This is a genomic window from Ornithinibacillus massiliensis, from assembly GCF_018310345.1.
GTDB classification, from domain to species: domain Bacteria; phylum Bacillota; class Bacilli; order Bacillales; family Amphibacillaceae; genus Ornithinibacillus; species Ornithinibacillus massiliensis.
On record NZ_JAGXBY010000006.1, the window covers coordinates 253,960 to 273,439 of the forward strand.

Here is a 19,480-nt window from a genome sequence, read left to right on the forward strand (position 1 = left end):
AAAAAAATTATGCCATACATTACAGACGTATACGCACGCGAAGTATTAGATTCACGAGGAAATCCAACAGTTGAGGTAGAAGTTTATACAGAATCAGGAGCTTTCGGTTCAGCAATGGTACCAAGTGGAGCATCCACAGGTGAATATGAAGCAGTAGAACTTCGTGATGGTGATAAAGGTCGCTATCTTGGAAAAGGTGTAGAAAAAGCAGTTCATAATGTAAATGAAATCATTGCACCAGAATTAATCGGTTTAGATGTAACTCGTCAAAACATTATCGATGCTTTAATGATTGACCTTGATGGAACAGAAAACAAAGGGAAATTAGGTGCTAATGCTATCCTTGGAGTATCTATGGCTGTAGCACATGCAGCAGCTAACTTCCTAGAAGTACCTTTATACAACTATTTAGGTGGATTTAATGGTAAAACTCTTCCAACTCCAATGATGAACATCGTAAATGGTGGAGAGCATGCTGATAACAACGTTGATATACAAGAATTCATGATCATGCCAGTTGCAGCTCCTACATTCAAGGAAGCACTTCGCACTGGTGCAGAAATTTTCCATTCTCTTAAAAATGTATTAAAGTCTAAAGGCTATAATACTGCTGTTGGGGATGAAGGTGGATTCGCTCCTAACTTAAGCTCAAACGAAGAAGCACTACAAACAATTGTTGAAGCTATTGAAGCAGCAGGTTATAAGCCTGGTGAAGAAGTTAAATTAGCAATGGATGTTGCATCTTCTGAAATGTATGAAGATGGTAAATATGTTCTTAAAGGTGAAGGCGTAACACGTACTTCTGCAGAAATGGTAGACTGGTACGAAGAAATGGTTAATAAATATCCAATCATTTCTATTGAAGACGGCTTAGATGAAAATGACTGGGAAGGTCATAAATTACTTACAGAGCGCCTAGGAAACAAAGTACAGCTTGTTGGTGATGATTTATTCGTTACAAATACGAAAAAACTTGCACAAGGTATCGAACAAGGTGTAGGAAACTCTATCCTAATCAAAGTAAACCAAATTGGTACATTAACAGAAACATTTGATGCAATTGAAATGGCGAAGCGTGCTGGTTATACAGCAGTTGTATCTCACCGTTCTGGTGAAACGGAAGATGCTACGATCGCTGATATCGCTGTAGCAACTAACGCTGGCCAAATCAAAACTGGTGCACCGTCCCGTACTGATCGTGTAGCGAAATACAATCAATTACTACGTATTGAAGATGAATTAGCTGGCATGGGTCAATATGCTGGACTAAATGCATTTTATAACTTGAAAAATAAATAAATAATTGCAAAAGACTGCGGTGACGCAGTCTTTTTTTATACAGGTAAATGGAGTTAACGCATTAGCTAATGGATGAGAGCTAATGCGTTTATTTTTTTGGAATACCAGATGCTTTTTATGTAAAAATATGCCCGATGCTTCAAAAACCGTAAAATAGTTGGTCACGGACACAATCGGTATTTAATAGGCTATAATAATTAAGGCTTTTAGAAAGGGCGATAACATTTGGCTGAGAAAGTGTTAGTTTTTGCAGATATAGGGGTAGATGATATTACTGCACTCTTATATGGGTATTTAAATGATGATATCGAGATTGTGGGGATTGTTACAGACTATGGGAACATCCCAAGGGAGAATGCATTAAGAACTGTACAATATTTAAAGTCCATTGTCGTCACAGAAGAAGCTCAAGATACACCAATTATAGCAGGTGCAGAAAATCCAATGACAGCCGAATTACCGGACTTTGTACCAGAGATTCATGGGGAATATGGGTTGGGCCCAATTACTCCTCCAACAACTGAGGATCCATTGCCAGAGCTGGAAAACTTTTTTGAAATTATAGGGATTATTGACCAATATGAAGGTGAACTTAACATTGTCAATATTGGAAGATTAACCTCACTTGCTACATTGTATCTTCTCTATCCATTAACAATGGAAAAAGTAAAAGCAATTTATATAATGGGTGGAGCATTTTGGGTACCAGGAAACGTTACAGCGGTGTCTGAGGCGAATTTTCACGGTGATCCAGTAGCAGCACAAATTGTCTTAACCTATGCGGATAATGTGACGATTATCCCATTAAATGTTACAGAAAGGGCAATAGCTACACAACAAATGGTAGATTATATTGACCAAGTGGGGCCAATTGATATTGTTAAACCTATGATTGATTACTATTATGAGTACTATAGGGAAAGAAATCCTAATGTACAAGGTGCACCATTACATGATGTACTAACCTTGATGGCGGTAAATCGGGGGGATATGTTTACTTTTCAAGAGCTTCCTGTCCACATCGTACAGGCTACTCAGGGGACTGAACGTGGTCAAAGTATCGCCGATATCCGTCCATTCGGAAGTTTAGAAGAGGAAGCAGAGAAAGAGATTAAAAGACATCGTATTGCGGTAGACTTTGATTATAAGCGGTTCTTCATTGATTTTATGACAACTATGTCCGGGCAGCAATTTTAATTCTTTGGGAGTACTGTTGTAGTACTCCTTTTTAAAAGAAACAATAAACAAAGTATCCTAACACCTGACGCTTAGATTTTACAGCGGCTTCCTCATGCTCACCGTGTTACTGTATCTTCTAGAAATCAGTCGTTCGTACATTCTAAACCTTGGCCTTGTACTTTTCTTAATGGATTAGCATAACATATAATTTATCTTTATAATAAAACTACAATCTGTGTTAGAGATGGGGGAAATTATGGTATTGGATATTATTAAGGATCGGAGAAGTATCCACTCTTTTCAGGAAAAAGAAGTAGATATGAAGCTATTAAATGAGATTTTTACATATGGGTCCTATGCCCCTACGCATTATATGAAGGAACCATGGAGAATCAAGCTTTTTCAAGGTAAAGGAAAAGAAATGTTAATCTGGTCTATTCTCAATAGCTACTTAAGAATGGGAATGCTAAAAAAAGACCAGGATAAAACGATGGCTTCTATGAAATCATTCCTCATGGCAATTCCACATCATGCCGTTATCTATTTTGAAAAAGAGAATGATCCTGTTCGGTATGAAGAAGAATACTCAGCAGTGTGTGCATTTATTCAAAATGCTCAGCTTGCAGCTTGGGAATTAGGTGTAGGGATGCTCTGGACTATTACACCATATATGCATGACGCTAATTTTTATGATGAGATAGGACTAGATATTGAAAAGGATAAAATCGCAGCAGTTATGCAAATTGGCTATCCAAAGAAAGTTCCAAAGAGCAAAGGGAGAACACCGATTGATCATAAAATGGAAATAATAGATTGATATGAAACGAGTGATAATAAGAACCAGGAGAGAAATCAGGTTTGAATTGAGTGAAAGAGAGTGCCAAAAAAGTAAATATGAGATTAGTTAAGGTTTCGGTTGTTCACTGTAACTGTCTATACTCACTATCTTTTAGGACAGAATACATGGCGCTTACGAAATAACACGAGTGACTATATCCATTTTTGGAATTAAATTTGTAAATTGATACAAAAATCCGGCCATTATTTATAAAGTAGTCTTTATTTTAACTAAATCACTTATAATTAAATTAGAACGTTGATTCAATTTGAGAGGAGGGTGAATTAAGCGCGTTACGACAGTGAGAAAGCAAAATTAGATATATGTACTAAGCAACAATTTTATCTATCTGAGTTTGAAGCCTGTAATATAGATAATTGTACTGTATCGGTGGGATTATGGCTAGATACCTAAGAGTTAGAAATGATTACTTTGTACAAACGAACAAAAAAAAGGAGGGACTAAAATGAAAGTAGGACTAATTGGTGACAGTTTAACCGAAGGACGCCCTGGAGTATCTTTTATTACTATACTTGAAGGCAAGCACCCGTCAATCTCCTTTGCAAATCTTGGAAAAAATCAGTTAAAAGTTTATATACACGTTTATCTAAATCCAAATTAGATACGGACTATGACTTACTATTCCTCTGGATCGGGGTTAATGATGTTTATACTAAATTGTTGAAGGTTAAAGCCCAACCTATAGCCGAAAATCACCAAGAATTTAGTGATTACTTCAATAAAGTATTAGATTATGTGATTCCTGCTTCTAAACATGTGGTTGTTGTAACACCGGCAATAGTGGGTGAGAATATAGAGAACTCGTCAAATATTGAATTAAATCGGTTGTCTACTATTATGGAATCCATTTCTACTAAACATCCAACTGTTACATTCTTAAATATGCATTCTGTGTTTGAGAAGTACCTATCTAAAGTTAGTAGCTCTGAATACATTGGTACCAGTGTTATCAGAGTAATGAAGGATGTACTCTTTTATAAAAATCCATCCCGAATTGATCGATTATCTACTAAGCGAGGTCTTTATTTGACATTAGATGGCATTCATTTAAATAGTCGTGGCGCTAAGATAGTGGCTGAAGAATACACATCCTTGATTGATCAAATTTTATACAGTGGCAATACGGAAAACAATAGTGAATAGAGTTTTTTCAATGTTAATTTCTAATGAAACGAAAAAAATTGATATTGTAATAGGCTTCACTTCATGAATAGGTAAGGATTATGTCATGTAGGGGCTGTGTTTATACTATCTGTGATATAAATGAAGAAGATGCAGTTACTAGGAGCTTAGATAAATAATGAAAACAACAGCCTCGATCTACAATTTGGAAAGCCTCGAGCTATTTGGATAAATTGTTTAATTAAGCAATACCTTAAAAGGTAGTACCACTATCTAGAAATATTTAAATCCAATGTAATAACTTGTTAAACATGCTCTGATGGCTAATCATGACCTTTGGAACGAAACACTATTCTTTTGTATTAATAACATTCTTAGAAAGAACAATGGATAAATCATAAGATATAAATTAAAAGCCCACCACATTAAATCAAAATCCCTTATGAATGCCCAGTAGGCTATTGCCTGTAAACCGGAACAGAATGTTAATACTAAGGAAATTAACGCATAGTCCTTCCAAGAATCCTTTTTCAGTTTATATAAATACAGACTGAACAAACCTGTAATTGAAATAAGTATATCCAGTGGAAAAAAGGACCAATTCCACGCTATAATTATAGGGTTATCGTAATCTTTAAAAGCAACACTTTTAGGTATTAGGTGGAAAAAGGTAGCAAACCAATAAATAATAAAACCTATATCTGTAACTAAGAAAAAAGGTTTCAATAGTTTCATTTCTATACCGCCTATCATATGATTAAGTTTTTGTTTATGTAGGTCAGAATTTTAATCCTCATCTACAACCCCATAAACAAGTTCCCAATTAACACAAGAACCCCAAATTAGTTAGATTCATGCTCCATTATATCTTTATGGGTAGGAGCTTTTTGACCTTCAGTCATATTTAATGTCACTACTCCAATAATAATTAAAGCAATAGCAAAAACTTTCAGGTAACTAATATTTTCATTAAAATAAACAAACCCTATAACTGTGATAATAACAATACCCATACCGGACCAGATAGCATATGCTATGGAAACCTCTAAATCCTTTAATGTCAATGTCAGGAAGATTAAACTACAGATATAAAATAATATAAGCATGGTACTAGGTATAACCTTACTAAAACCTTCCGAAATTTTCATGGAAATGGTACCAGAAACTTCAAATATTATTGCTAAACTTAAATATATCCAATGCAAAGCTCCTTCTTCCCTTCCTTTTTATTCTACATAGATACCATTTAATAGAATATCTATAGCGGAATTTAATATTTGGCTCATTGTTAAACGATTTTTGAGGGAGAATTTCGCATCATATATCTGATTGATTGCACCTAAGTACAACTCTATGAATAATTGTATATTAATTTTGCGTATTGCCCCTTCATTTATCCCTCTTTCTATAAGTTCTATTACAATGTCCCATTCATGTGATATAAAATTATTTAATTTTTCCCATTGGTTATAATGTAGCTTTTTTAGTTGAATTAATAGGCGAAAATCCATTATCTGAAATTCTTCCGGTATGCAGATAAGTAATTCTCTGATTTTTTCTATCAAGCTGAGATCCTCATTATTGTATATATGTTGTTCTTTCAGTTTGATTTCAGAGATTAATTCTTCAATTATCGCTTCAATTATAGAATCTTTAGAATCGAAATATTGATAAATGGTTCGTTTACTTGTTCCTAGATTCCTAACTAAGTCACTAATAGTAAATGAAAAACCTTTCTCATGAATCAGATTAATTGCTTCTTGGATTATTCTATCATGCATACTTATTTACCTCCTTGGTACTAATGGTAATATTATAGTACCATAATTATTATACATTGATTCTATTGAAAAATAAATAGTTGAGTTAGGAGTTTTTTTCAACAATTCTCTAAAAGAATGAAATAAAATGAGGAGTGTTTTTAAACAATCCTATAAACTTATGAAAAATTGAAGAAACGAAACGAATGTTCCTAATTTAATCGGACACTTTCGTATAAATGATTTATTAAGGTCCATAATGTTTTTTTGATTTAGGTTTTTTCAGAAAAAAATATATAAATTAATTAGGAGTGGTGATCACAATGGACAGAAAAAAATTGGCTAATGATAACGTGATGGAAATTAATTGGGAACAACAGAAAGTGCTATCGAATCCTTTACGAGCTAGAATAGTAGCTTATCTTTACGAACAGCCGATGACACCTAAGCAAGTAGCAGATTTAGTGGGAAAAAACCATGGGACTGTTTACTATCATATTCAGCAGCTTTTAAAACACGATATTCTAGAAATTGAGAGTATTAATATGGAAAAGGGGATTGTAGAAAAATATTATAGAGCTCGAGCTAGAATATATAAGAATCCGGAGAAAGTATCTCCACCGGGGCATATGGATGGTAGAACTACCAATATCTACTTGTCGAAAAAACTTGTGGCTCAGTTAAGTGAAGAATTAGAGAATTTGTTCTTTAAATATGGACATTTATCCCATAAAGAGAAAGATACTGAAGAACAATCACCTTATTCCATTGAATTTCTTATAAAAGAATCTAACGAGGAGGAGAAGGAATAATGAAAAGAATAATAAAGCCATTTATGCGGGAAAGAAACTTTTTAATCTTAATGACAGGTATATTTGTTAATGGGTTAGTCATTGATTCCTAACATGATATTCTCTATAACTTTTATTAACATTGCAATGACTATCATGACAACCAATTTACCCGCATTCTCCCTTTTGAAAGGAAATGGGACAGAAGCAATGTATGGATTTTATCTAGCTGCCTTGTCAACAGGAATAATGATTGGTACGATGATTACTCCTAAATTAAAGCAATTAGATTTCGGGAAAATCATTATATTTTCATACATTGGTACTGGTATTATGTGGGTCGGTACAGCAACTTTACCTTTAATCCCATCTATGATTTTATTCAGTATAGGTGCAATCTCTATTGGGATACTAAACATTCTTGTATTTTCAGCTATACAAAAACAGGTAGAGACAGCATTTATAGGGAGAGTAATTACCTTGTTAAGTAGTACAGCATCTTTAGGAATGCCTGTTGGTGCTTTAATTGGTGGTTTTATCGGTGATACCTTCGCACCAGAAATCGCTGTATTATTCTGCGGTATTACAATGATTATCTTCAGCATGTATTGGTTAAGTAGTTCTGTTTTACGAAAACTTCCTGATATTGAGAGCAAGGCGATATAGTCTATATAAGGGGAGAAAGAATAGACTTCATTATAGAATTCTATCTAACATAGTAAAAGCCCAGACTCAATGTCTGGGCTTTTAAATCTTTATTCTGTTTTTTCTTTTATAAATGCAACAACTTCTTCTGCTGTAGACATAGTTAATAGCTTGTCCTTGTAAGAAGCCATTTCCTTCCTAGAGATGCCTTTTAATTGTGTACGTGCTGGTAAAATAGATGTTGCGCTCATGCTGAATTCATCTAGCCCTAAACCAAGTAGGATAGGAATCGCGATTGGGTCTCCTGCCATTTCTCCACACATACCAGTCCATTTACCTTCACTATGTGCAGCTTCAATAACATTATTGATAAGGTTTAAGATTGATGGATGGTATGGTTGATACAAGTATGATACTTGCTCATTCATACGGTCAGCAGCCATTGTATATTGAATTAAGTCGTTTGTACCAATACTGAAGAAGTCTACTTCCTTAGCAAATTGTTTTGCGATAACAGCAGTGGATGGAATCTCTACCATTATACCTACTTCAATATTATCTGACACGTCGTGACCTTCATTTTTAAGGTTGTCTTTTTCTTCTAATAGGATTGCTTTCGCTTTACGGAACTCTTCTAGTGTCGCAATCATTGGAAACATAATTTTCAAGTTTCCATAAACACTTGCACGAAGTAGTGCACGTAATTGCGGACGGAAAACATGTTCATTTTCTAGGCAGAAGCGGATTGCTCTATAGCCTAAGAATGGGTTTAATTCTTTTGGTAAGTCAAGATAAGGTAGCTCTTTATCCCCACCAACATCTAGTGTACGAACTACAACAGGCTTGTCTCCCATTTGTTCCAGAACAGATTTGTATGCTTCATATTGCTCGTCCTCAGAAGGGAGATCACTTTTACCCATATATAAGAATTCTGTACGGTAAAGACCAACACCTTCTCCACCATTGTTAATAACACCAGTTACATCTTCAGGTGTACCGATATTTGCCACAAGCTCCACTTGTTCACCATCAGAAGTAAAGGTAGGCTCATCTTTTAATTCTGCCCAAAGTGCTTGTTGTTTTTTGAAGCTTTCACTTTTTGCTTCGTATTCTTTAATTTGCTCTTCTGTTGGATTGACAATTACATTACCGTCGATTCCATCAATAATGACGATATCACCTTGGGAGATGGTTTTTGTAACTTCTTTTGTACCGACTACAGCAGGTATTTCCAAAGATCTTGCCATGATAGCAGAGTGTGATGTACGTCCACCGATATCGGTTGCAAATCCTTTTACAAATTGACGGTTTAATTGAGCCGTGTCAGATGGTGTTAAATCACCAGCAATAACGATAGCCTCTTCGTCAATTAATGCAGGATTTGGGAAAGATACGCCAAGAAGATGTGCTAATACACGCTTGGTTACATCACGAATGTCAGCAGCACGCTCACGCATGTACTCATTGTCCATGCTTTCAAACATTTCGATGAACATTTTAGCTACTTCATCTAATGCGGCCTCAGCAGATAGTTTTTCATTTTTAATTTTATCTTTAATTGGATTAATTAGTTCTGGATCTCCTAGAACTAGTAAATGTGCTGAGAAAATTTCTGCGTGCTCTTCACCAAGTTCTTTTAAAGTGTGAGCCTTAATTTTCTCAAGCTCTTGTTTTGAGATTTCTAACGCATCTTCTAATCGCTTGATTTCGCTTTCTGGATTATCAACAGTCTCTGCAGTATATGTTAGGTCCGGTGTTACTAGCTGGTAGGCTTTTGCAATTGCAATGCCAGAAGATGCAGCAATACCATGGATGTTTGTCATACGATTGTACCAACCCTTCAAATAATTTTTACTATACTTAACTACTTTAACCGTAATATACCTAGGTTTCAAGCGATTACACTTTTGTATACAAATTGTTCAAATTGAAAGCGTTTTAGGTGGATAAGTTGTCATATTTTGTAAAAGCCATTGTCGGATTATGTTGTAAACTTCCTCTTTATTTATTTCATTCAACACTTCATGTCGTGCTCCCTCGAAAAGTGTCGTTGTAACATTATCAAGTCCAAGCTGTGTATAGAGGGAAACAGTTTTCCAAATTCCTTTTCCATAGTTACCAACTGGATCTGCTTCACCGCTAATAAATAGCATTGGCAGGTTTTTACGTATATTAGCATTTCGCTTTGGATTATGTATGAATTGTAGGCCTGTCATTAAATCGAAAAAGAAGCGTGCTGTTGGTATATATCCTGCAAAACGGTCTTGCATATATGCTTTTACTACGTCAGGATCTCGTGAGATCCAGTCGAACGGGGATTTTGGGTTATGAATTTTACGATTAAATGCGCCAAAGGCAAGTTTATTCATCAAAGGGGATTTCTCTACAGGGTTTAACCGAGCTGAAAGAGCTTTACCGAGACTAGTAGTTAACGATGGATAAAAGCCTGTACCTGAAAGAATTACACCTTGAAGAATGTCACTATGCATTTGTATGTAATTTCTTGCTAGAAAGGAACCCATACTATGGCCTAGTAAAAAAATGGGTACATTTGGGTATTCCTCCTGAATCTTCTTGGTGATGGTGAACAAATCATCTGTTGTTTTTGTAAAACCATCTGCCTCAGCGAAATAGCCCATTAGCCCCTGTCTTTGACCTGTTTTTCCGTGTCCTCGATGATCATTTCCATAGACGAATATGTCTTGTTCTAGCAGATATCTAGCAAAATCATGATAACGTTGGATATGCTCTACCATCCCATGTGCTATTTGAACAATGGCTTTCGGTTGTCTATCAGGGGTATGCCATTTTTCGACATAGAGTTCTACGTTATCATCCGTTTTCATCCAGAAAGTCGTTTTCATTACAATCACTCCCTATTACATGATCTGGTAATATGCTTATCATAGATTAATCTTTTAGGAAATGCTATTATATGTATAATATATTCTACTTTTATAAAAATAGCTTGATAAAGTATTTGAAATTATGCTAAAGTATGAATAGTTAACTGTCTGTTTAAGATCAGGAGGTGCCATGGTAACATGGGAAGTGTTGTGAATTTTCTATTAGTTCTGGATGCAATTATTATGATTATCTTAGTTCTATTACAAAGTGGTAAAAGTGCTGGTCTTTCTGGGGCTATCTCAGGCGGAGCGGAGCAATTATTCGGGAAGCAAAAAGCTAGAGGAATTGACCTTGTTCTACACAGATCAACTGTTGTAGCGGGAGTATTATTCTTTGTCTTAGCTTTCTTAAGTGCTTACGTATTACAATAGTCGATGACAACCCTTATCACAAAAGTGGTAAGGGTTTTTTACTGTATATCGATTAGAATAATTGATTAGTTTTTCTACTCAAATTCGTGTAAGTTATAGTATAAAGGGTAAAGTAAGAATAGAGAAGGAGTTTATGTCAGATGAAAGTAATACAACCAAAACCATTTACATTTGAAGCAGGACCAAGAGCTGTTTTATTATTACATGGATTTACTGGACATACAGCCGATGTACGGATGCTTGGACGCTTTTTAGAGAAGAAAGGATATACGAGCCATGCACCAATTTATCGTGGACATGGTGCTCCGCCTGAGGAATTAATTGAAACAAGACCTGACCAATGGTGGGAGGATGTTCAGAAAGCCTTTCAACACCTTAAAGATTTAGGCTATAACGAAATTGCAGTTGCAGGCCTGTCATTAGGTGGTGTATTTAGTTTAAAACTTGCATATTCGCAAAATATAAAAGGGGTTATACCGATGTGTGCTCCGATGTTTTTTGACAATGAAAAGCAGTTAACTTCTGGTTTCCAGGTTTTTTCAAAGGAATATAAACAACTAGAAGGAAAAGATAAAGAAACAATCCAAAATGAGGTATCCTATTTAATGGAAAATTCTAGTCCAATGTTTGAAGCACTTGGTAAGTTGATAACGGATGTTAAGTCTAATGTGGACACCATTTATACACCAACCATGGTTGTTCAGGCGAGACAAGACAAGATGATTAATCCTGCCAGTGCTACATATATTTATGAGAATGTGGAAGCAGAGCAAAAAGAAATTAAATGGTATGAAGAATCTGGCCATGTCATTACAATTGATAAAGAGAAAGAGCAATTACATGAAGATATTTATCAGTTTTTAGAATCATTAGATTGGGCAGAATGAGATACAACAATGAAGAGTAGAAAGAGAAGGAGGGTGTCATATGAGTGAAACAATGGTAGAAAAGGTACGCGCGTTTTTTAAAACCTATGATTCCAAGCCCTTAGCGGTAGAAGAATTAGAAGAGATTCTGGAAATAACGGATGTAGTCGAATTTAAGGAGCTAGTAAAAGCGTTAAATGAATTAGAATACAATGGTGAGCTTGTTCGGACAAGAAAGAATCGATTTGGCCTTCCAGAAAAGATGAACTTAATCCGTGGTCGAATTCAAATGCATGCAAAGGGCTTTGCCTTCTTAATTCCAGATGATGAAAATGAAACCGATGTGTACATTCATCATTCGGACTTAGCATCCGCAATGAATAATGATCGTGTATTAGTGCGGATTGAAAAGCAGGATATTTCTGGAAACCGACCAGAAGGGGTTGTCATTCGGATTCTTGAACGAGCTATTACCGAGGTTGTTGGTACGTTTGAGTACAACAGAGCATTTGGCTTTGTTATAGCTGATGATAAACGCATCCCAAACGATATTTTTATCCCTAAAGGTAAGATGAATGGAGCAGTAGATGGCCATAAGGTAATTGCTCGTATTACGAAATATCCTGAGAATCGAATGAGTGCGGAAGGGGAAGTCATACAAATTCTTGGTCATAAAAATGATCCTGGGATTGATATTATCTCGATTATATATAAACATGGCATTAAAATGGACTTTCCACCAGAAGTGTTAGAACAAGCGGTTAATACACCAGATGAAATCGATTCAGTAGAGCTAGAAAATAGACGCGACCTTCGTGATGAAGTAATCGTGACCATCGATGGTGCAGATGCCAAGGACCTTGATGACGCGGTAACAGTGAAAAGATTAGATAACGGCAATTATAAATTAGGCGTTTATATTGCAGATGTTAGTTATTATGTAAAAGAAGGAACACCAATTGATAAAGAGGCGTTTGAGCGTGGGACAAGTGTCTACCTTGTAGACCGAGTTATCCCGATGATTCCCCATCGTTTGTCGAATGGAATTTGTTCCTTAAATCCGAAAGTGGACCGATTAACACTAGGCTGTGAGATGGAAATCGACTCAACGGGAAAAGTAGTTAATCATGAAATTTTCCAAAGTGTCATTCGCACTACCGAAAGAATGACCTATTCCGATGTCAATAAAATACTTGTCGATCGAGATGCAGAAGTCAGAGAGCGATATGAGCCACTAGTACCGATGTTTGAGCAAATGGAACAGCTTGCTTCTATTCTACGTTCGAAGCGGATGGGTCGCGGGGCAATCGACTTTGATTTTAAAGAGGCGAAAGTATTAGTAGATGAAGAAGGAAAGGCAACGGATGTCGTAATTCGAGAACGTTCTGTAGCGGAACGGTTAATTGAAGAGTTCATGTTAGCAGCTAATGAAACGGTTGCCGAACACTTCCACTGGATGGATGTACCATTTATTCACCGTATCCATGAGGACCCAGATCAAAGTAAGCTACAACACTTCTTTGAGTTCTTAGGTGGGTTAGGCTATAAAGTCAAAGGTACAGCAAATGAAATCCACCCGCAAAGCTTACAAAAGGTGCTGGAGGATGCAGAGGGCGAACCAGAGGAAATGATTATCTCGAAGCTTATGCTTCGCTCGATGAAACAGGCAAAGTATGATCCACAAGGTGTCGGTCACTTTGGACTTGCTACGGAGTTTTATACGCATTTTACATCACCAATTAGACGATATCCTGATTTGATTGTTCACCGTTTAATTCGAACCTATTTAATTGAAAAGTCATTGGACGCAAAGACAATCGGCAGCTGGAAAGAGAAGCTACCTGAGATTGCCAGACACGCTTCTGAGAAAGAACGTACAGCAGTCGATGCAGAGCGTGATACGGACGATTTGAAAAAGGCAGAATATATGCAGGACCGAATTGGTGAAGAATTCACTGGAGTTATTAGCTCTGTGACTAGTTTTGGGTTATTTGTTGAATTAGAAAACACCATTGAAGGGCTTGTTCATGTAAGCTATTTGACGGATGACTACTATCATTTTGATGAGCGTCATTATGCCATGATCGGTGAACGTACCGGTAAAGTGTATCGAATTGGACAAGAAATTGACGTTCGCGTCACTAGTGTGAACATGGACGAGCATGCAATTGATTTTGAAATTGTAGGAGTAGGAAAGAAAGGAAACAAGGAACTGCCACATAGATTAGATAAAGGCCGGAATGGAAGCCCTAATAAAGGGAAATCTGGTAAGAATGGAAAAGCGGGTAAACCTGCCAAAAACGGCAAATCCTCCAAGCATCCAGCTAAATCTAAGAGAGCAAAAACAAAAAATAAAAAATAAGCATAAATAACGCCTTATTTAAAAGACTGATTCTGTTCTAGCTGGCAGAATTAGTCTTTTTTCTTATAGCAGATAGGGAAGTATAAGAATCTTTCGCGCCAGCATAACTAAAAGACATGTGATCTAATAGTTGAAAGAAAAAAGTGAAATTACGGGTTTGAGGAAAATCATACATTTGTGCAGAATTAATCTAAACTAGTCTATTGTAAATTTTTGAATTTTTTTATTGCATATTTATCATCCATCGAATAATATATTTCTATATTAAAATGTTTCCCTAGGGAAAAACAAATTAGGTAGTCCAACTATGAAAAGGAGATCTACTGAAATGCCACATGAAGTGATACTTGCTTTCTTATTCACGTTAATGGCCGGTTTGGCTACTGGGATAGGAAGTTTACTAGCGTTTTTTGCGAAAACAACAAACACGAAGTTTTTATCTTTTGCGTTAGGTTTTTCTGCTGGGGTGATGATTTATGTATCCATGGTTGAAATATTTGTAAAGTCGCAAGATTCGCTTGTTTCAGAATTAGGTGAGAGTGGAGGGCGATGGTTAACCGTTGTATCCTTCTTTGCGGGAATGTTACTGATTGCATTAATTGATCGGTTTGTGCCGTCGGGTTCCAACCCACACGAATTAAAGAAAGTGGAGGATATGAAGACCAATGGAGCAGTAACAAAAAATCCAGACCTGATGAAAATGGGCGTTTTTACAGCAGTAGCAATTGGGATACATAATTTCCCAGAAGGTATTGCTACTTTTGTTTCGACTATTCAGGATCCAACGCTAGGTTTTGCCATTGCTATAGCGATCGCAATTCATAATATCCCAGAAGGTATCGCGGTTTCCGTTCCGATTTACTATGCTACAAATGATAAGAAAAAGGCATTTAAATATTCTTTTCTTTCCGGACTTGCAGAACCTGTTGGAGCAATTGTCGCTTTCTTATTCCTAATGCCATTCTTAACGGAAACGATGTTTGGTATTATCTTTGCAGCTGTAGCTGGAATTATGGTGTTTATTTCGCTTGATGAATTATTACCAGCAGCGAAAAAATTTGATGAAGCCCATGTCTCCATTTATGGGGTAATATGTGGTATGGCATTAATGGCATTAAGTCTTTTACTGTTATAACATGTGAATCTATAGAGCCCCTAGGTACGAAGCTGGTACCTTTGGGGTTTTTATTACAGCTTGCTTGGACAAGCTTATAACCTGATTACTTCCCTTCTTATTGGAATAACGTTGGATTATTTGGTAAAATTGATGCACGTAGTTTTAGGAGGGCGAAACAATGCCTAAAGGTGAAGGTAAAGTTATTGCACAAAATAAAAAAGCATCACATGATTATTTTATAGAAGATACGTATGAAGCGGGGATTGTCCTACAAGGTACCGAAATTAAATCATTGCGTGCGGGACGTGTGAATTTAAAGGACTCCCATGCTCGAATCGATAAGCGTGGTGAAGTTCAATTAATCAACTTGCATATTTCGGAGTATGAACAAGGTAACCGATTCAATCATGATCCAACTAGAACAAGGAAGCTATTACTACATCGAAAGCAAATTGATAAGCTGATTGGTTTGACCCAGCAAGAAGGGTATGCACTAGTTCCGTTGAAGATCTATTTGAAAAATGGCTATGCAAAAGTATTAATAGGACTTGGAAAAGGGAAGAAGAAATACGATAAACGTGAGGATTTAAAGAAGAAACAAATGAAGCGTGATATTGATCGTGCAATAAAAGACTATAATCGATAAGAATATTTCCATCAGTTTACTAGTGACTGATGGTTTTACACTATAAAGGGGATAAAGTGAATGGGATATTCTTTAATGAAATGTCGTGATGAGGTCTTACATTTAACTAAGCAGCTTGTTTCGATTCGAAGTATTGTGAATACGGATGGCGAGCGTTTAATTGCTCATTCCTTATACACGATGATAGCATCTTTTCCTTATTATCAAGCAAACCCGGATCACTTAGTAATTGAAAAAACGATAGACGATGAGATGGAACGCCATAATGTTCTTGCTTATGTGAAAGGAACAAAAGGAAATAGTAATCGGACAGTTATCATGATGGGACATATGGATACAGTTGGGGTAGAGGATTTTAATCAACAGGCAGACTATGCTTTTCAACCGGATGAATGGATGGAATGGTTAAAGGATGAAGAGATTTCACTTAAGGACCGAGAGCATTTGCTTCCGGATGAATGGTTATTTGGCCGTGGAGCTCTCGATATGAAGAGTGGGCTGGCAAGTAATTTGTATTTACTTCAATATTTCTCTGAACATCCGGAAAAGCTAAATGGTAACCTCGTGTTTATTGCAGAATGCGATGAAGAGGATGGTTCTCATGGTATTCTCTCTGCACTTAAAACATTAAATAAATGGAAAGAAGAGCAAGGATTTGATTATGTTGCTGCGATAAATGCTGATTTTGTATCGCCATTATATGAGGGGGATCCGAATCGCTATATTTATAAAGGCACCGTAGGGAAATTGCTCCCATCCTTTTATATTACTGGGGCTGAAACCCATGTCGGTGCTGCCTTTGAGGGAATTGATCCTAATTTCATTGCATCCGAATTAACGAGACAGATCAGCTATAATCCCGAGCTTTGTAATGAAGCACATGGTGAACATACATTACCACCAGTTGCCCTAAAGCAAATGGATTTAAAGGCTGCATATAATGTACAGACAGCTTTAGGAGCGTTTGTATATTATAACTTTTTCATCCATTCCTGGACGCCAAAGGAAGCACTTGAATTGTTGAAGGAGCAAGCTCATATTGCTTTTCAAAATGCTTTAACTGTTTTTGAACAGAGCTATAACACGTATTGTAACATGTCAGGAAAACGGAATGACGGGGTTCCGTGGGAGCCACGAGTCCTCCTCTATGAAGAAATGGATGAGATGTTAATCAAAGCACATGGTAACAAGTATAAAGAAGCAATGGCTGTTTTCAAAAATAACTTACTTCATGATGATTCTCTCGATACACGTATGTTTGCTTTAAAAGTGGTTGAGGAAGCGTGGAAGTGGATGGAGGATAAGAATCCAACCATTATATTATTTTATTCTTCCTTATATTATCCGCGAATTGAATTGACAGGGAAAACGTCTAATGAACGGAAATTGAATGATGCTTTAGATGAAGCGGTTCATACCATTCAATCCGTATATAAACAACCGATAAAGGTGAAGAACTTCTTTCCCTATATCTCTGACATGAGCTTTATGGCGATTAGCGATGATGAAGCTGGAATAAAGGCTGTAAAGGATAATAATCCAGCTTGGGGAACGAAGCATTACGTAGATTATGATGCTATAAGAGACATTAATGTTCCGGTGATTAATATCGGTCCTTATGGCTTGGATGCTCATAAGAAGCTTGAACGAGTAGAAATAGCGTACTCGATGGAGATTGTGCCGAATATGACGAAGCTAGTGATAGACAAAGTATTAAGTGAGTAGAACTGTGAACTGGAAAACGTAAGTCTTAGTGGGAAAACATCCCACCTTTGAGCCCTTGAAAATGTTTTTGGATATGTTATAATAAATCATGTCGCTAATAAGCGATTAATAATTGAATAATAATGTGCTCGTATTTACCCGAGCGTTTTCCTTTATGGGGACGTTACGGATTCGACAGGGGTAGGTCGAGCTCAGGTTGCGCGTCGAGGTTACGACTCGTAAAACGTTATCGCCTAAATATAACTGGCAAAGAAAACAATTACTCTTTAGCAGCTGCGTAAGCACTTCTAAAGGATCCTTCCCGCTTTCGCCCGTGAAGCGGATTGAAGGGTCTCAACTGAAGCGGGCTATACGGTTATCCGCAGTCTGAGGATGAGCGTTGAAATCAATCGGACTAGCTACTCGGAAGCCTGTTGGTAGGCTGAAGAGCTAGTGAAAGATAATATACCAACTACACGTGTAGAAGCCTGAGTGCCGATACCTTTGGACGCGGGTTCGACTCCCGCCGTCTCCACCAATACATATGTTGGTGGTTTTTTTGTATGGTGTGATAGAAAGCATAATAATATACTAAGTAAGTCTATACTTCAATTAGTGCATTAACAAAGATTAGGGACGAGTTCTTGCTAAAAGGACTAGTCCTTTTTTATAGTTATTTTCGTAAATAAAATAGATATCGACAATCAATATTTTTGAATAATCCATTTTAATGTAAAAGAATGAAAACATCTCCTTTGGTTGGTGTTGACACTGTATACCACTTATTTATATCTTTTTTTCGCTTTACGACAAATTGTATTAAGGCGAATTTAAAGGGCATGCTCTCCGAAAATTTTCGAGCTCATGCCCTGTATGCTGTATATAAAATGTTTGATTAAAGATTGCTTTACTGATATTTTCCAAAATTACAAAATCACCGAAAAGTGATGATTTTGAAAAAGAGACTTTAGGATGAAACTTTTAATAATCTTGGACTATATCTATTAGTATTAGCTTTTACTATTATAGTTACAGTTGTATCAAAGACATTCCTATAACTGTTATCGTGTACTAATTAATGCAGCAGTAAATGTTACCGGACCATTTAAAAATACTGGGTCTTCATCTGTTTCTAATGTCACAGTATAAGTTACATTTTCATCATTTTCAGTAATCACGTCAACGTGTGCCAATGGCTCTAGTACTTGATCATCATTACCTGCATCGTCTATTTCAATAACTGCTCGGTAAATCTCTTCTCCTGGTATAAATACCGATGGGCTCCCTTTATAGATTCTCATAATAATTGTTGCAAAGTCGTCTGGATCATCATTGTCTAAGCCAAAGACACCATTCAACCATACAACGTCACCTTTTTTTACCTTATCTAATGTTACAGAAGCAACTGGGGTTTGTACGTCTACCGGTAATTCAAAACGATTAGGTTGTTGTACATTCGGATTTAAGGTGTAGAATTCAAAGTTTTTTAAATTTGCTTTGTCTTTATGACCATCTTTTTTATGGTCTTTTTTGTCATCCTTCTTATGATCTTTTTTATGATCTTTTTTACAGTCACATTCATCGTGACAATCGTAACACCAACACTTGAAACCTTCTGATTCTCGATGTTTTTCACATAATTTTTTACCCATTACACGCAACTCCTCTTCTTGGTAGCTATCACATTTTCTTTTTTCCATAGTTTTATCACCTCCTATACTTCTATTAAATGCGAACGAAATTCAATATGAAACGGATAATAGTTTAATTGTAAAAAATGTATGAATACTATATGTCAAAGGGTTTATTATGCGGAGCGCCCGTACATTACTAGATTTATTCCTTATACTAT

19 protein-coding genes and 1 other RNA gene are annotated in these 19,480 nt (G+C 36.4%); 14 read left to right on the top strand and 6 right to left on the bottom strand.

The genetic code is table 11. The features are described 5' to 3' along the window. Nucleotides 1-9 precede the first annotated feature (9 nt). The 5 genes from eno to KGF86_RS16590 all read left to right on the top strand — a co-directional run bounded on the left by eno (nucleotide 10) and on the right by KGF86_RS16590 (nucleotide 4,480). Nucleotides 10-1,299 carry a phosphopyruvate hydratase gene (eno, locus tag KGF86_RS16575; RefSeq protein ID WP_186870544.1) on the top strand — a complete coding sequence of 430 codons (1,290 nt, stop codon included), beginning with the start codon at nucleotides 10-12 and terminating at the stop codon, nucleotides 1,297-1,299. 225 nt (nucleotides 1,300-1,524) lie between these two features. Continuing rightward, nucleotides 1,525-2,496: a nucleoside hydrolase gene (locus KGF86_RS16580; RefSeq protein WP_211742478.1), complete on the top strand. Its 972-nt coding sequence runs from the start codon at nucleotides 1,525-1,527 to the stop codon at nucleotides 2,494-2,496. Between the two features lie 238 nt (nucleotides 2,497-2,734). Beyond that, on the top strand, nucleotides 2,735-3,295 hold the full coding sequence (locus tag KGF86_RS16585) for a nitroreductase family protein (RefSeq protein ID WP_246521643.1): 561 nt from the start codon (nucleotides 2,735-2,737) through the stop codon (nucleotides 3,293-3,295). Nucleotides 3,296-3,782: 487 nt separating this feature from the next. After that, nucleotides 3,783-3,938, top strand: coding sequence for a hypothetical protein (locus KGF86_RS19405; protein WP_246521645.1), 156 nt, complete (start codon nucleotides 3,783-3,785; stop codon nucleotides 3,936-3,938). A 29-nt stretch (nucleotides 3,939-3,967) separates the two neighbouring features. After that, nucleotides 3,968-4,480, top strand: a complete 513-nt coding sequence (locus tag KGF86_RS16590) for an SGNH/GDSL hydrolase family protein (protein ID WP_343221476.1) — start codon at nucleotides 3,968-3,970, stop codon at nucleotides 4,478-4,480. Nucleotides 4,481-4,786: 306 nt separating this feature from the next. Here the strand turns inward: KGF86_RS16590 and KGF86_RS16595 are convergent, their stop codons facing one another. From KGF86_RS16595 to KGF86_RS16605, 3 genes are all read right to left on the bottom strand, one after another. Beyond that, nucleotides 4,787-5,194: a YvaD family protein gene (locus KGF86_RS16595; RefSeq protein ID WP_186870541.1), complete on the bottom strand. Its 408-nt coding sequence runs from the start codon at nucleotides 5,192-5,194 to the stop codon at nucleotides 4,787-4,789. A 107-nt stretch (nucleotides 5,195-5,301) separates the two neighbouring features. Next, nucleotides 5,302-5,664 carry a DMT family transporter gene (locus KGF86_RS16600; protein WP_186870540.1) on the bottom strand — a complete coding sequence of 121 codons (363 nt, stop codon included), beginning with the start codon at nucleotides 5,662-5,664 and terminating at the stop codon, nucleotides 5,302-5,304. Nucleotides 5,665-5,685: 21 nt separating this feature from the next. Further along, nucleotides 5,686-6,240 carry a TetR/AcrR family transcriptional regulator gene (locus KGF86_RS16605; protein WP_211742479.1) on the bottom strand — a complete coding sequence of 185 codons (555 nt, stop codon included), beginning with the start codon at nucleotides 6,238-6,240 and terminating at the stop codon, nucleotides 5,686-5,688. A 302-nt stretch (nucleotides 6,241-6,542) separates the two neighbouring features. On the opposite strand from KGF86_RS16605, the gene KGF86_RS16610 reads away from it, so the two are divergent. Beyond that, a complete protein-coding gene (locus KGF86_RS16610; protein ID WP_211742480.1) occupies nucleotides 6,543-7,031 on the top strand; it encodes an ArsR/SmtB family transcription factor in 489 nt (162 codons plus the stop codon). 93 nt (nucleotides 7,032-7,124) lie between these two features. Next, nucleotides 7,125-7,676: an MFS transporter gene (locus KGF86_RS16615; protein ID WP_211742481.1), complete on the top strand. Its 552-nt coding sequence runs from the start codon at nucleotides 7,125-7,127 to the stop codon at nucleotides 7,674-7,676. Nucleotides 7,677-7,765: 89 nt separating this feature from the next. On the opposite strand, the gene ptsP is transcribed toward KGF86_RS16615, so the two are convergent. Both ptsP and KGF86_RS16625 read right to left on the bottom strand, forming a co-directional pair. Then, nucleotides 7,766-9,478 carry a phosphoenolpyruvate--protein phosphotransferase gene (ptsP, locus tag KGF86_RS16620; RefSeq protein ID WP_211742482.1) on the bottom strand — a complete coding sequence of 571 codons (1,713 nt, stop codon included), beginning with the start codon at nucleotides 9,476-9,478 and terminating at the stop codon, nucleotides 7,766-7,768. A 99-nt stretch (nucleotides 9,479-9,577) separates the two neighbouring features. Continuing rightward, the gene (locus KGF86_RS16625) at nucleotides 9,578-10,519 is read right to left on the bottom strand and encodes an alpha/beta hydrolase (RefSeq protein WP_186870535.1); all 942 of its coding nucleotides are present in this window, start codon (nucleotides 10,517-10,519) and stop codon (nucleotides 9,578-9,580) included. 180 nt (nucleotides 10,520-10,699) lie between these two features. Between KGF86_RS16625 and secG the strand changes: the two genes are divergently transcribed. The 7 genes from secG to ssrA all read left to right on the top strand — a co-directional run bounded on the left by secG (nucleotide 10,700) and on the right by ssrA (nucleotide 18,166). Then, complete coding sequence (gene secG / locus KGF86_RS16630; protein WP_186870534.1) at nucleotides 10,700-10,933, top strand: preprotein translocase subunit SecG; 234 nt, start codon at nucleotides 10,700-10,702, stop codon at nucleotides 10,931-10,933. A 140-nt stretch (nucleotides 10,934-11,073) separates the two neighbouring features. Further along, nucleotides 11,074-11,820: an alpha/beta hydrolase gene (locus KGF86_RS16635; protein WP_211742483.1), complete on the top strand. Its 747-nt coding sequence runs from the start codon at nucleotides 11,074-11,076 to the stop codon at nucleotides 11,818-11,820. A gap of 40 nt (nucleotides 11,821-11,860) precedes the next feature. Next, nucleotides 11,861-14,161 (top strand): ribonuclease R, encoded by a 2,301-nt coding sequence (gene rnr, locus KGF86_RS16640; protein WP_211742484.1) that lies wholly within the window; start codon nucleotides 11,861-11,863, stop codon nucleotides 14,159-14,161. 328 nt (nucleotides 14,162-14,489) lie between these two features. Next, complete coding sequence (gene zupT, locus KGF86_RS16645) at nucleotides 14,490-15,296, top strand: zinc transporter ZupT (RefSeq protein WP_211742485.1); 807 nt, start codon at nucleotides 14,490-14,492, stop codon at nucleotides 15,294-15,296. A 160-nt stretch (nucleotides 15,297-15,456) separates the two neighbouring features. Beyond that, complete coding sequence (smpB, locus tag KGF86_RS16650; RefSeq protein WP_186870530.1) at nucleotides 15,457-15,924, top strand: SsrA-binding protein SmpB; 468 nt, start codon at nucleotides 15,457-15,459, stop codon at nucleotides 15,922-15,924. Nucleotides 15,925-15,984: 60 nt separating this feature from the next. After that, the gene (locus KGF86_RS16655) at nucleotides 15,985-17,649 is read left to right on the top strand and encodes a M20/M25/M40 family metallo-hydrolase (protein WP_211742486.1); all 1,665 of its coding nucleotides are present in this window, start codon (nucleotides 15,985-15,987) and stop codon (nucleotides 17,647-17,649) included. Between the two features lie 156 nt (nucleotides 17,650-17,805). Beyond that, nucleotides 17,806-18,166, top strand: a transfer-messenger RNA (tmRNA) gene (gene ssrA, locus KGF86_RS16660). A gap of 523 nt (nucleotides 18,167-18,689) precedes the next feature. Here the strand turns inward: ssrA and KGF86_RS16665 are convergent. After that, on the bottom strand, nucleotides 18,690-19,328 hold the full coding sequence (locus KGF86_RS16665; RefSeq protein ID WP_211742487.1) for a hypothetical protein: 639 nt from the start codon (nucleotides 19,326-19,328) through the stop codon (nucleotides 18,690-18,692). Nucleotides 19,329-19,480: the final 152 nt, after the last annotated feature.